The organism is Amycolatopsis sp. PS_44_ISF1, assembly GCF_032335455.1.
In the GTDB taxonomy this organism is placed as follows: domain Bacteria; phylum Actinomycetota; class Actinomycetes; order Mycobacteriales; family Pseudonocardiaceae; genus Amycolatopsis.
In genome coordinates this window covers 30,600-43,341 of sequence record NZ_JANUXO010000001.1, presented here as the reverse complement: position 1 = coordinate 43,341, position 12,742 = coordinate 30,600, and the positions used below count along the sequence as shown (strand labels likewise).

Below are 12,742 nucleotides of genomic sequence, written 5' to 3'. Positions count from 1 at the left end.
TTCGGCGCCCCGCAGCCGCAGCGTCAGTCCGCGCACCCGGCGTCCAGCACGCCCCTGTCGGACCAGCTGAACCACGGTTGGCCCGGCGTCGACGCGGGTTACGTGGTGCTGCCGCGCTCGCTGGCGGAGGGCATGTCGCTGCCGTGGCAGCAGCAGATGGCGGCCCTGCTGGCGCAGTTCCACGCCGAGCACGCCCGTCTGGCCTGGCCGGTCTACCGCGTGGTGCCCTCGCGCTACGAAAAGCTCGTGGACCTCGACGAGGAGCAACTGGCCGAGGCCGGCTACCTGGTCGAGATCGACACCGAGGGCGAGATGATCTACCGGGAGCGCAGCGGCCGCAAGGTGCCGGACCCGCTGAACACCACGGTCCTGGTCTCCTGCCTGGACCCGATCCCGAAGCCCCTGCCCCGCCCCGCCGCCCCCGCTCCGCCGACCGCCCCGCTGGCCGCTCCCGCGGCGATGAACATCGGCCCGGCTCCGGTCTGGCGGACGGTGCCGGGTTCACCCGGGCCGGGTTTCGAAGGTGGGATGCCGGTTGCCGGGGTTCCGGGTTCCGGTCCTGGTGGTGACGGGGCTGGGGGTTCGGGCCGTGCTGGTGGCGGGCCGGGTTCTGGTGGAGATGGGGCGCCGGGTTCGGGTCACGCCGCGGGTGGGCCCGGCTCTGGTTTCAGTAGTGATGGGGCTGGGGGTTCGGGCCACGCTGGTGGTGGGCCGGGTTCTGGTCTTGGTGGTGATGGGGCTGCGGGTTCGGGTCGTGCTGGTGGTGTGCCCGGTTCTGGTTTCAGTGGGGCTGGGGCTGGGGCTGGGGCCGCGGGCTCGGGCGACGCTGCTGCCACGTCCGGTTCTGGTGCCGCTACCTCGTCCGGCCTCGGCGGCGGTCAGGTCCCGCCCGCCGCTGCTCCTCCGGTCAACGGCGGGAGGCCGTCCGCTGCCACCTCGCCCGGGCCGGTCACCGAGGCTTCGGCCGCGAGCGCAACGCACCCGGGCACCGTCCCGGCCGCACCCGAGCCTCCGGAGCCGCGCCCGGAAGTCGTGGCCCCCCGTCCGGCCACCGCTCCCGAGGAGCCGCCGCTTCAGCCCTCCGGCCCCGGTCACGAGCCGGCACCGCCGAGCAGCCCGGCCCGGGGCTGGTCACCTGGCCCGATCCCGAAGTGGTCGACCACACCCGGCGCGGCCCAGGACCAACACGCCGACCCTGCGCCCGCCGAGCCGCCGCCCCCGCCCCACCGCGCGATGGCCGATCAGGCTCCAGTGTATTCACCGGAGCCGGGCGTCCTCCCGGAGCCGCAGTTGGCCGAGCCCCAGTCCGGACCTCCCGCCGTGCCTTCGCCGGAAAGCCCTTCACTAGCCGAGCCTCCGTCTCCGCCGGAGGAATCCCCGGCCGAGCCGACGCCGAACCAGCAGGGTGAATCCGCTACGGAAGCGGCGCCGGTCCCGCAGCGTGAACCCGCTACCGAACCGGTGCCGAGCCCACAGAGTGAGCCGTCCACAGAGGCGGCCCAGAACCCGCCAGGTGAGTCGTCTACGAAGGTGGTGTCGAGCCCGTCGGGTGAGCCCCTCGCGGAGGCGGCCCAGAGCCCATCGGGTGAGCCGTCTACGGAGGTGGCGCCGGTCCCGCAGGGTGAACCTTCTGGGGAGGCGGTGCCCGGCCCGCCGGGGGAACTCGTCGCCGAGGCCCCGGCACGAAACGTCGCCGAGCCGGAGCCGGGCAGTGCGCCGAATCCGGCCGACCACCCTCCGGCCGAGCCCGACGAGACGCCTAGTCAGCCCGGCCCGGCATTCACCCCGGCAGAAACCACGGCGGCCGAATCGAAGCCGGATGCTTACCCGGAGCCTTCGGCCCAGCCCGAGCCCGTGGAACCGCCCGCTGCGCTGGAGTTGCCCGTTGCCGAGCCGGACCGTGTCCCGAGTCAATCGGACGTCGCAGAGTCCGTTGCGGAGGAGGAAGCCCTACCTGAGCTGATGCCGGCTGAGGAGTCCCGGCCTTCGGGGGAGCAGCCGTCGACGGGCCAGCCGGTGGATTCGCCGGGACAGCAGCCGTTGCCGCAACCGCAGCTCTCTCGGCCGCAACCCCAGCTTAAACCGCAACCCCAGCCGCAGGCCCAAGCCCCATCGCAGGCGCAAGCCCAACCGCAACCGCAGCCCCAGCCGCAGGCCCCATCGCAGCCCCAAGCTCAATCGCAGGCGCAAGCCCAGCCGCAGTCCGGGCCGCTGCAACCGCCGCCCTTCCTGCCGCAGCCGCAAGGGCCACGGCCGGCGTTGCCGCAGCCGGGTGGCGGGCGGTCGGCGGGGTTGGGGCCGGATGGGCGGCGGTTGCCGGTGTTCCCCGGACAGGAGACTGGGCCGGTCGGGGCTCCGCCGCCGGTGCGGAGCTTCCGGGCCGCGCCGCCGGTGTTCCCGGGGCGAGAGCCGGTGGTACCGCCGGTACCGCCCACGCCGGCGGAACAGCAGCCACCGGCTCAGCAGCAGGGACCTGCCGGATCGCCGCCACCGGCTCAGCAGCAAGGATCCGCTGGATCGCCGCCACCGGCCCAGCAGCAGGGATCGGCTGGGCCGCCGCCACTGACTCAGGAGCACGGATCCGCTGGGTCGTCGATGCAGCCCCAGCAACAGGGATCCGTGGAACAGCAGCCACCCACCCAGCAGCAAGGATTCGCTGGTCCGCCGCCATCAGCCCAGCAACAGGGATCCGTTGGGCCGCCGCCGGCTCAGCAGCACGGATCCGTTGGGCCGCAGCCACCGGCCCAGCAGCAGGGGCCCGCTGGGTCGTCGACGCTGCCTCAGCCGGCCGGGCGGCCGGTACCCTCCGGTCCGCCGGGGGGTGCCGGGCCGTGGGGGCCGCGGGGTGGGCTGCCGCAGCCGTCGTCCATGAGCCGGAAGCTCGAGGGGGGTGTCGGTGGGGCGGAGCCGGCTCCGGTGCGGGAGGTGCCGATCGCCTTCTCCGCTCCCTCGCCGGACGACGAAGACACGCCGCCTCGGGGGATGCCGTTGCCGCAGTCGCGGGGGTGGTTCGACGAGTTCGAGAACCGCGAGGAGAACAGCGGCGAGTTCGGGCCGACCGGTGAGCCGACCGAGATTCCCTACCGGTACCGGAAGTGAACCCGGGGCCTCGGACGGCGCCGCCGGAGTGACAGGCGCGTCGTGAGCTGCCACGCTGAGCGGCATGGCTGACGACCCGAACCCGGACCAGGGGTGGTACTACAACACCCGCACCAACGAGGTGGAACACCTGGAGCGCGGCCGGGGCGTCGACCTGCTCGGCCCGTACCCGGACGAGGCCACGGCTCGCCGCGCCCTCGACATCGCCCGGGAACGCACCCAGCAGGCCGACGCCGCCGATCGCGCCTGGGACGCCGACTGAACCACCAGCGTGACTGAACCACCGGCCGCTGCCGACGGACCGTGAGCCCACAGCCCACAGCCCACAGCCCGCTGGCGGCGGCGGCCCGGCCGAGCCGGGATTCCCACAGGCGGCGGCCCGGCCGAGCCGGAGTCCGGCCGGTCGGCGACCGGCCGGACCCGGGCCGGTTCGCGCCGAGCCCCAAGCGAGTACCGGCCCCGCGCCCTCCGGTCTCAGCTCGAAACGGGCACCGAGGTCCCCAGCACGAACTCCGGGTCCACCTGCCCCTCGAGGTCCGTCCCCGTCCGCCCGTTCCCCCAGGCCCGGGCGTTGCGCAGGTGGAACTCCACCCCCTGGCGCTGGTAGCGCGCCCAGTCGCGCTCCTCCGCGTCCACCGTGGACAGCATGGTGGCCAGGGTGTCGAGGTTGTGCGGCTCCAGCTCCCCGATCGGCCGCGGCGCGCCCCGCTCGGCGGCGCGGACGTGGCCCGATGCGCCCAGCCAGCCGATCAGCGCGTCGCCCAGCTGATCGCTCAGGAACGCCACGTCGTCGGCGTCCGCGACCTTGTTGCCGACCACCACCAGGCGCACGCCGAAGTCGCGGGCGTGGTCCGCGTACTGCCGGTACACCCCCACGCTGCGCAGCGTCGGCTCGCAGACCAGGAAAGTCACGTCGAAGCGGGTGAACAGGCCCGAGGCGAACGCGTCCGCGCCCGCGGTCATGTCCATCACCACGTACTCGTCGCGGTCGTCGACCATGTGGTTCAGCAGCAGTTCCGCCGCGCCGACCTTCGAGTGGTAGCAGGCCACGCCGAGATCGTCTTCGTCGAACTGGCCGGTCACGGCCAGGCGCACGCCGCCGAGGGAGCGGAAGCACGCGTCCGACACCGGATCGTCCTCGAACGGCTTCACCAGGCGCGACCCGCGGCCCGGCGGGGTCGTCTTGATCATCGAAGCGACGTCCGGGATCCGCGGGTTCGTGCCGCGCAGGTGCTCCTTGATCAACGCCATGTGGTCGCCCAGCGTCGGCCACGCGAGGGCCTCTTCCTCGGTGGCGCCCAGCGCCACGGCGAGGTGCTGGTTGATGTCGGCGTCGATCGCCAGCACCGGTTTGGCGGCGTCGGCCAGGTAGGAGATGAACAGCGAGGACAGCGTGGTCTTCCCGCTGCCGCCCTTGCCGACGAACGCGATCTTCACGTGCGAAACCCTTTCGGAAATGAATTCGGTTTTCAAGAAAGTCCGGGGTTCAACGTACACCCGACCGGCGCGCGCCCGAACGGGCGATCGGCGGCGCTTCGGCGGGATACTGTGGTGTGGTGCCGCCACTCGTGATCAGGACGCCCGGGACGGGAGGGGACTTCGGCCCGCTCCGGTCCGAGTTCGCGCTGCCGCGGTCCTTCGGTCCCGAGGTGCTGGCCGAGGCCGAGCAGTCGGTGCTCGACCCGCTCGCATCGGCCGGTGGCCGTGAGGACGCGACCGGCCTGCCGCTGGTCACCATCGACCCGCCCGGGGCCAAGGACCTCGACCAGGCGGTGCTGGTCGAGCGCACCCGCGGCGGTTTCCGCGTGCACTACGCCATCGCGGACCTGGCCGCGTTCATCCCGCCCGGCGGCGCGCTCGACCACGAGGCCCGCCGCCGCGGCCAGACCCTGTACCTGCCCGACGGCAACGTCCCGCTCCACCCGCCGGTGCTCTCCGAGGGGGCCGCCAGCCTGCTGCCCGGCGAGGTCCGCCCGGCCGTGCTGTGGACGATCGAGGTGGACGAGGGCGGCGAGCCGACGGCCACCCGCGTCCGCCGCGCGCTGGTCCGCTCCACCGAGCAGTTCGACTACGAGGCGGTGCAGTCCGCGCTCGACGCCGGGCGGCCGCACCCGTCTGTGGCCGCGCTGCCGGAGCTGGGCCGGGTCCGGCGCGAGCTGGCCGTGCGCCGTGGCGCGGTCGAACTGCAACTGCCCGAGCAGGAGATCAGCGGCAACGCCGGCGGTGGCTGGGCGCTCGCCCGCCGTCCGCGCAACGACGTCGACGCCTGGAACGCCGAGATCTCGCTGCTCACCGGCATGGCCGCCGCGCAGATCATGCTGGACGCGCGGGTCGGCGTCCTGCGCACGCTGCCGACGCCGGAGCCGGAGGCGGTGGGGTGGCTGCGCCGCTCGGCGCACGCGCTGGGCGTGGACTGGCCCGAGGACCGGACCGTGTCGGAATTCCTGTCCGCGCTGGATCCCGGATTGCCGTCGTCGATGGCCCTGTACACCGACACGACGCGGTTGCTGCGCGGCGCGGGGTACACGTCTTTCGACGGCGAGCTGCCGGATCTCGTCACGCACGCGGGCATCGGCGGCGCGTACGCGCACGTCACCGCCCCGATTCGAAGGCTCGTCGACCGTTTCGCCACCGAGGTCTGCCTGGCCGTGACGGCGGGGCGTGAAGTTCCCGCGTGGGTGCGGGAAGCGCTCACGACGGTGCCGGGCCAGATGTCCACTTCGGACGTCCTCGCCGCTCGCGTCGAGCGGGCCTGCATCGACCAGGTGGAGGCCTGGGTGCTGGCCGAGCGCGTCGGCGGCGAGTTCACGGCCGTGGTGCTGCGCGCGGAGGAGACGAAGGCGGAGATCCTGGTCGAGGACCCGCCGGTGCTGGCGAAGTGCTCGGGCGCGGGTTTCCCGGAGGGCGAGCGGATCGGCGTGCGGCTGACCGCCGTCGACGCCGAACAGCGGAAGGTGTTGTTCGAACGCGTATGAGCGGTGAGCTGGTCGACGACCTGGGTGAGCCGGTGCTGCTGAACGGCTCGCCGTCGCGCGTGGTCTCGCTGGTGCCTTCGCTGACCGAGGCCGTGGCGGTCAGCGCGCCGGGCCGGTTGGCCGGGGCCACCGACTACTGCACGCACCCGCCCGCGCTGGCGGTGCCGCGCGTCGGCGGCTCGAAGTACCCGAAGCTCGACCGGGTGCTGGAGCTGGCGCCGGACCTGGTGCTGGCGAACTCCGAGGAGAACCGGCCCGAGGACGTGGAACGACTGCGCGCCAACGGGATCCCGGTGTGGGTGATGGAGGCTGCGGCCTCGGTGCCGGCCGCGCTCGGCTCGTTGCGGCGGATCTTCACCCAGGCCTACGGCATCGCCGAGCCGGAGTGGCTGGTGGAAGCCGAACGGCTGTGGCGGGAGGTCCCGCCGGTGCGGCACCGGGCCGTGGTGCCGGTGTGGCGGAAACCGTGGATCGTGCTGGGCCGCGACACCTTCGCCGGCGACCTGCTGCGCCGGGTCGGGGTGGAGAACGCCTACGCGGACGCGGACGAGCGCTACCCCCGGCCCCCGCTCGAAGAGCTCCAGGCCCGCGCCACCGACCTGGTCGTGCTGCCGGACGAACCGTACGAGTTCACCGCCGAGGACGGTCCGGGGTTCTTCCCGGCCGCCCGGCCGCGGCTGGTTTCGGGCCGGTACCTCACCTGGTACGGCCCGTCGCTGGTCGAGGCGCACGCGGCGCTGACCGAAGCCTGGTGAATGCGCGCGGGCCGGGCCCGCGCGCATCCCCGGCGCCTACAGCGTCAGTCCGGTGAGCACGGTGACCCGCTCCTCGGTCAGGTCGGCCATCGCGGCGGCCGGGCCTTCACGGCCGACGCCCGAATCCTTCACCCCGCCGTAGGGCATCTGGTCGGCGCGGAAGCTCGGCACGTCGCCGACCAGCACGCCGCCGACCTTCAGCCGGGCGGACACGTCGAAGGCGGTCGGCAGGTCACGGGTGAACACCCCGGCCTGCAGGCCGAAGCGCGAGGCGTTGATCCGCTCCACGCCCTCGTCCACGGAGGACACCCGGATCAGCGAGACCACCGGGCCGAACACCTCTTCGGCCATCACCGACGCGTCCTCGGGCACGTCCGCCAGCACGGTCGGCTCCACCGCGGCGCCGGAACGGCCACCGCCGGTCAGCAGGGTGGCGCCCGCGGCCACCGCGTCCGAGACCCACGATTCGACGCGCACGGCGGCGGCCTCGTCGATCAGCGGGCCGACGTCCACGCCGTCCTCGCGCGGGTCGCCCGTCCGCAGCGCCGCGACCTGCTCGAGCACCTTGTCGCGCACCGCGTCGTAGACGTCGGTGTGGACGTACACCCGCTGCACCGAGATGCACGACTGCCCGGCTTGGTACATGCCGAAGGTGGCGATCCGCCGGGCCGCGAAGTCCAGGTCCGTCCAATCCGGACAGACCAGCACCGCCCCGTTGCCCCCCAGCTCCAGCGCCACGTGCTTGCGCGGCACGCTCTCGCGGATGCGCCAGCCGACCGGCACCGAGCCGGTGAACGACACCACCGGCAGCCGCGGGTCTTCGACCAGCTCGGCCGTCTCCTCGTTGCCGAGGGGCAGGATCGACCAGCTCCCCGCGGGCAGCGCCGTCTCGGCCAGGATCTCGCCGAGCAGCAACGCGGTCAGCGGGGTCGCCGGGGCGGGCTTGAGCACGATCGGCGCGCCGACCGCGATCGCCGGCGCGACCTTGTGCGCCACCAGGTTCAGCGGGAAGTTGAACGGCGTGATGCCCAGCACCGGCCCGCGGGGCACCCGCCGGACCAGCGCGAGCCGGCCCGTGCCGCCCGGGTCGGTGTCGAGGCGTTGCAGCTCGCCGGAGAACCGGCGGGCCTCTTCGGCCGCCCAGCGGAAGGTCGAGACCGCGCGGCCGACCTCGCCGCGCGCCCACTTCAGCGGCTTGCCCGACTCGGCGGTGATCAGCTGCGCGATCTCCTCAGACCGCTCGCCCAGGGCTCGGGACACGTGGTCGAGCGCGCCCGCGCGGACGTGCGCGGGCAGGGTGGCGAACTCGTCGGCGACGTCGGCCGCCGCCCGCACGGCCGCTTCGACGTCCGAAGTGGACGGCACGTGGTGCGAACCGGCCTCACCGCCGTCGTGCGGGTGGCGGACGACGGCGGTGGTGCCGCTGGTCACCGGACGGCCGGCCACCCAGTAGGGGACGCTCATCGGGCGATCTCCGTGCGGATCGCGTGCTCCAGGACGGAAAGGCCCTCGTCGAGCAGCTCGTCGGACAGGGAGAGGGGCGGCAGCAGCCGGACGACGTTGCCGTAGGTGCCGCAGGTCAGCACCACCACCCCGAGGGAGTGGCAGGCCGCGGCGACGCGCTTGGTCAGGTCCGCGTCCGGCTCGGTGGTGCCCGGTTCGACGAACTCGGCCGCCAGCATCGCGCCGCGCCCGCGCACGTCGCCGAGCACGCCGGTCTCTTCGGCCAGCGCGCGCAGCCGGGGCAGCACCCGGTCCTGGATCCGGCGGGCGGAGGCGGCCAGGTCGGCTTCGCGCATGGTCGCGATCGAGCCGAGGGCCGCGGCGCAGGCGATCGGGTTGCCGCCGTAGGTACCGCCGAGCCCGCCCGGGCCGACGGCGTCGAGCAGTTCCGCGCGCCCGGTCACGGCGGCGAGCGGCAGGCCGCCGGCGATGCCCTTGGCCGTGGCGATCAGGTCGGGGACCACGTTCTCGTCGGTGCAGGCGAACCACTCGCCGGTGCGGCCGAAGCCGGTCTGCACCTCGTCGGCGACGAAGACCACGCCGTTCGCCGTGCACCAGGCGGAAAGGGCGGGCAGGAAACCGCGCGCGGGCTCGATGAACCCGCCTTCGCCCTGGATCGGCTCGATCACCACGGCGGCCACCTGGTCGCCGCCGATCTGCTTCTCGATCCGGTCGATCGCGACCCGCGCGGCCTCGGCGCCGTCGAGCCCGTCGCGGAACGGGTACGAGCCGGGCACCCGGTACACCTCAGGCGCGAACGGGCCGAAGCCGTGCTTGTAGGGCACCGACTTCGCGGTCAGCGCCATGGTCAGGTTGGTCCGGCCGTGGTAGGCGTGGTCGAACCCGACCACGGCCTGGCGGCCGGTCGCGGCGCGGGCGATCTTCACCGCGTTCTCCACGGCCTCGGCCCCGGAGTTGAACAGCACCGACTTCTTCGCGTGGTCACCCGGGGTCAGCTCGGCCAGTGCCTCGCAGACCGCGACGTAACCCTCGTACGGCGTGACCATGAAGCAGGTGTGGGTGAACCGCTCGGCCTGCTCGCGGACGTGGCCGACGACCGCGGGCGCGGAGTGGCCGACGTTGGTCACGGCGATGCCGGAGCCGAAGTCGATCAGCACGTTGCCGTCGGCGTCGGTGAGCAGCCCGCCGCTCGCGGAGGTGATGTACACGGGCAGCGTGGACGCGACACCGGCCGCGACGACCTTCGCCCGGCGCTCCTGCAGCGCGCGCGAGGCGGGGCCGGGGATCTCGGTGCGCAGCCGGCGCTGCTGGGGGGCCGGGGCCTGGGGCTCGGCTGAGGTCGTGGTCACGGGCCGCTCCTGAAAACGGGCTCGTGGGTGATTCGGGTCGAACACCCACGACGGGCTGGGTCGCTCACCAGCGTGCCGCCGGACGCGAGCGAAGTCAGGTGGCCATAGTGTCCAACCGAGCCGGTAAAGTTGGCCATTATGGCACTGAACTTGAGCGCGCTGGCGAACCAACGGTCGCTGGGCCTGCGAGTGGTCGCCGGGGCGGAAGCGGTGGACCGGCCGATCGGCTGGGTGCACCCCACGGAGCTGACCGACCCGCAGGCGTTCCTGGAGGGCGGTGAGCTGCTGCTGACCACCGGCCTCGCGCTGGACGAAGCGACTTCACCCGCCTACATCCGACGTCTGGTCGAGGCCGGCGTCGCGGGCCTCGGCTTCGGGGTGGGGCTGAGCCACGCGCGCGTGCCCGAAGCCTTGGTGGCCACAGCGGCCTCGGTCGGTCTGCCGGTGCTCGAAGTGCCGCGCGAGACGCCGTTCATCGCGATCACCCGGGCGGTTTCGCGCGCGGTGGCCGCCGACGAGTACGCCGCCACTGTCCGCGTCGGGAAGGCACAGCAGGAGCTGACGCGCACGGCCGTCGGCCGGGCCGGAGCCGGGGGAGTGGTGCGAAGGCTGGCGCGGCTCGTCGACGCCTGGGTGGTGCTGTTCGACTCCGCGGGCCGGGTGAGCGAAGCCGCCCCCACGGCCGCGCGTGCGTACGGCGAAATCCTCGACGTGGCCGGACTTCGCGCGGGCACCCGCGTGGTGCCACTCGGCGAAGACGAGGTCGTGCTCCAGACGCTGCACACGCGTGGCACGCTGGCCGTCGGGCGAAGGGAGCCGCTCGACGCGCCGGGGCGGCACATCGTCAACACCGCCGTCTCTCTGCTTTCCCTTGCCCTGGAACAGGATCGCGCGCAGCACGCCGCCCTGTCGCGGTTGCGCACCGGTCTGCTCGAACTGCTGGCCGCCGGGCAGGAGGACCTGGCCCTGGACGTGCTGAGCACCGTGCAGGAGGTCCCGCCGCGCCCGTGGACGGTGCTCGCCCTGTCCGGCCCGAAGGCTCAGCGCGCCACGCTCTACGACCGGCTCGAACCGTGGGCCGGACCGGTGTTCTTCGCCCATCGCGAGCACCTGCTGATCGCCGTGACCGATGATGCGGACCGGGTGGGCACCGCCGCTCGCGGCGTCGGCGGAATCCACGCGGGCGTGGCCGAGGCGGCGGATTTCGCCACCGCCCTGCGTCAGGCCGGCGAGGCGGCCGCCGCTGCCCGCGCCACTGACGTGCCCCTCGTCCGCTACGCCGATCACGCCGGGCGAGGGTTGCTCAGCCTGCTGGAACCCGAAGCGGCGCAAGCGTTTTCGGCCCAGCTACTGGCCCCGTTGCGCACCTTCGACGCCACTGGCCGTGGCGAGCTGGAGACCTCGCTGCGGTGCTGGCTCGACCATCACGGCCACTGGGACCTGGCCGCGGCCAAGCTGGGCGTGCACCGGCACACGTTGCGCAACCGGATGACCAAGGCCGGTGCGGTGCTCGGCCGGGACCTCGACTCTCCTGGGGTGCGGGCCGAACTCTGGCTGGCGTTGCAGGTCAGGCCGTGACCAGCAACGCGATCGGCGAATCCCCGCAACGACGCAGGGTCAGCCCGCCTCCGGTGGTGTACGGCTCGGCGCCCGAGGCCCACCAAGCCGGCACGTCGACCGCCCGCACCAGTGAACCCGTCGCCTGCCGGACGCTGTTGGACACGATCACCCGGCCCTGCGCGTTCAGCAGGGCTGCTTCGCGCCCCAACGACCGAAGCCGCTTTCGCACCGCGCCCTCGAACTCGCGCACGTACACGTCTGCGCCGACGACGCCCGCGAAGCCGTCTCGATCGACCGGCATGGTGAAGGTGAGCGTGTACTCGTCCGTGCACAGGTAATCCACGTACGGGCCGTTGATGTGCCTCCGGCCGCTGTCGCGCGGCACCGTGAACCAGGACTGGCGCGTGTAGTCGAGGAAGTTTTCGCTGCCCGGGTCGAGGCTGATGAACAACTGCTCCGGCGGTTCGCCCGCGACGGCGGAGCCGGTCCACCACTCGAAGCCGAACTCCTGGTCGGACAACACGTGGGGCGCGCTGACGAAGCCGGCGCCGACGACCAGTCCCCCCAGCGCCTCGAGCACCGGGGGACGGATGCGGTGCAGGGCCGCCGAGGTCGAGCCGTCCGGCTCGGCGAGCAGGGACTCGGCGGCGGCCAGCACCGGCTTCAGCCGCTCGAAGATCCCTTCCACCAGCGCGGAAACCTGGGCCACGACTTCATCGCCGGTCAGCGTTCGGGTGTCGTTCACCATGCTCACCTCGGATGCGGGGTCATCGGAGCTCACGGCGTTTCGAGGCTCAGGTGCAGATCGGCGAGCCGGTCGAGCTCGCCCAGGATGTGCTCCTCGGTGAGCCGGCGGGCCAGTCCGCCGTCCGCCGCGGCGATCGCCGTGATGATCGCGCGGTGCTCAGCGTAGGCCCGCCGGGAACCCTCTTCGCCGCCGAGGGGCACCCAGAGCAGGCCCCCGCGCTCCCCCTGCAAGTGGACTTCCTGGTTGGTCAGCCGCGGGGACTGCGCGGCTGCCGCCACCTCCAGGTGGAAGTGCCGCTCGGCGCGGGTCGCGGCGGGGCCGGTGGCGTCGAGCAGGTCCTCACCGGCCAGCCGCAGCCGTTCGAGGTCCTCGGGGGAGCTGCGTTCGGCGGCGAGCTTGGCCGCGGCGCCGGCGACGGCGAGGTAGTGGTCGCCGAAGTCGCGCAGGTCGGCCAGCGAGACCAGGCGCAGGCGCTCGGCCCACGAGTTCGGCGCCGGCCACGCGGGCGTGCGCACGAAGCTGCCGCCGCCCCGGCCGCGGCGCGTCTCGACCAGGCCCTGGTGGCGCAGGACCGCGAGCGCTTCGCGCACCGTGACCGTGGAGACGCCGAACCGCGCGGCCAGCTCGACCTCGCTCGGCAGCTGCTCGGCGTCGTCGAGCAGACCGAGGGTGATGGCGTCCAGCAGCCGCGCCGCCACCGCCTCGGCCCGGCCGAGCTGGTCGAGCGGCGCGAACAGGGCCAGGCGCGCGTTGTTCGGGATCTCCTTGCGCATCAGTCCACCTGTCTCGCTC

At 73.5% G+C, this 12,742-nt stretch carries 10 protein-coding genes; 5 read left to right on the top strand and 5 right to left on the bottom strand.

What is annotated here, in order from left to right:
- Positions 1-2,868: 2,868 nt before the first annotated feature.
- Together NYF13_RS00165 and NYF13_RS00160 are read left to right on the top strand one after the other, a co-directional pair.
- Positions 2,869-3,099 carry a hypothetical protein gene (locus NYF13_RS00165; protein WP_315657351.1) on the top strand — a complete coding sequence of 77 codons (231 nt, stop codon included), beginning with the start codon at positions 2,869-2,871 and terminating at the stop codon, positions 3,097-3,099.
- Between the two features lie 64 nt (positions 3,100-3,163).
- A complete protein-coding gene (locus NYF13_RS00160) occupies positions 3,164-3,361 on the top strand; it encodes a hypothetical protein (protein ID WP_315653420.1) in 198 nt (65 codons plus the stop codon).
- 212 nt (positions 3,362-3,573) lie between these two features.
- On the opposite strand, the gene NYF13_RS00155 is transcribed toward NYF13_RS00160, so the two are convergent.
- Positions 3,574-4,536 carry an ATP-binding protein gene (locus NYF13_RS00155; RefSeq protein ID WP_315653419.1) on the bottom strand — a complete coding sequence of 321 codons (963 nt, stop codon included), beginning with the start codon at positions 4,534-4,536 and terminating at the stop codon, positions 3,574-3,576.
- A gap of 131 nt (positions 4,537-4,667) precedes the next feature.
- On the opposite strand from NYF13_RS00155, the gene NYF13_RS00150 reads away from it, so the two are divergent.
- Positions 4,668-6,074: an RNB domain-containing ribonuclease gene (locus NYF13_RS00150; RefSeq protein WP_315657107.1), complete on the top strand. Its 1,407-nt coding sequence runs from the start codon at positions 4,668-4,670 to the stop codon at positions 6,072-6,074.
- Positions 6,071-6,829, top strand: coding sequence for a helical backbone metal receptor (locus tag NYF13_RS00145; protein ID WP_315653418.1), 759 nt, complete (start codon positions 6,071-6,073; stop codon positions 6,827-6,829). The genes NYF13_RS00150 and NYF13_RS00145 overlap by 4 nt, the downstream gene beginning before the upstream one ends.
- Before the next feature lie 36 nt (positions 6,830-6,865).
- On the opposite strand, the gene NYF13_RS00140 is transcribed toward NYF13_RS00145, so the two are convergent.
- Positions 6,866-8,293 carry an aldehyde dehydrogenase family protein gene (locus NYF13_RS00140; RefSeq protein ID WP_315653417.1) on the bottom strand — a complete coding sequence of 476 codons (1,428 nt, stop codon included), beginning with the start codon at positions 8,291-8,293 and terminating at the stop codon, positions 6,866-6,868.
- A complete protein-coding gene (gabT, locus tag NYF13_RS00135) occupies positions 8,290-9,642 on the bottom strand; it encodes a 4-aminobutyrate--2-oxoglutarate transaminase (RefSeq protein ID WP_315653416.1) in 1,353 nt (450 codons plus the stop codon). The genes NYF13_RS00140 and gabT overlap by 4 nt, the downstream gene beginning before the upstream one ends.
- A gap of 138 nt (positions 9,643-9,780) precedes the next feature.
- Here gabT and NYF13_RS00130 point away from each other — a divergent pair, with 138 nt between their 5' ends.
- A complete protein-coding gene (locus NYF13_RS00130) occupies positions 9,781-11,220 on the top strand; it encodes a PucR family transcriptional regulator (RefSeq protein ID WP_315653415.1) in 1,440 nt (479 codons plus the stop codon).
- On the opposite strand, the gene NYF13_RS00125 is transcribed toward NYF13_RS00130, so the two are convergent.
- Together NYF13_RS00125 and NYF13_RS00120 are read right to left on the bottom strand one after the other, a co-directional pair.
- Positions 11,210-11,947: a cache domain-containing protein gene (locus tag NYF13_RS00125; protein WP_315653414.1), complete on the bottom strand. Its 738-nt coding sequence runs from the start codon at positions 11,945-11,947 to the stop codon at positions 11,210-11,212. The genes NYF13_RS00130 and NYF13_RS00125 overlap by 11 nt on opposite strands.
- Positions 11,948-11,979: 32 nt before the next feature.
- Positions 11,980-12,723, bottom strand: coding sequence for an FCD domain-containing protein (locus tag NYF13_RS00120; RefSeq protein WP_315653413.1), 744 nt, complete (start codon positions 12,721-12,723; stop codon positions 11,980-11,982).
- Positions 12,724-12,742 lie beyond the last annotated feature (19 nt).

Excerpts from the sequence above, each read along its gene's own strand:
- NYF13_RS00130 (WP_315653415.1), top strand. The coding sequence starts at position 9,781 with ATGGCACTGAACTTGAGCGCGCTGGCGAACCAACGGTCGCTGGGCCTG.
- NYF13_RS00120 (WP_315653413.1), bottom strand. The coding sequence starts at position 12,723 with ATGCGCAAGGAGATCCCGAACAACGCGCGCCTGGCCCTGTTCGCGCCG.
- NYF13_RS00165 (WP_315657351.1), top strand. The coding sequence starts at position 2,869 with ATGAGCCGGAAGCTCGAGGGGGGTGTCGGTGGGGCGGAGCCGGCTCCG.
- NYF13_RS00160 (WP_315653420.1), top strand. The coding sequence starts at position 3,164 with ATGGCTGACGACCCGAACCCGGACCAGGGGTGGTACTACAACACCCGC.
- NYF13_RS00145 (WP_315653418.1), top strand. The coding sequence starts at position 6,071 with ATGAGCGGTGAGCTGGTCGACGACCTGGGTGAGCCGGTGCTGCTGAAC.
- NYF13_RS00140 (WP_315653417.1), bottom strand. The coding sequence starts at position 8,293 with ATGAGCGTCCCCTACTGGGTGGCCGGCCGTCCGGTGACCAGCGGCACC.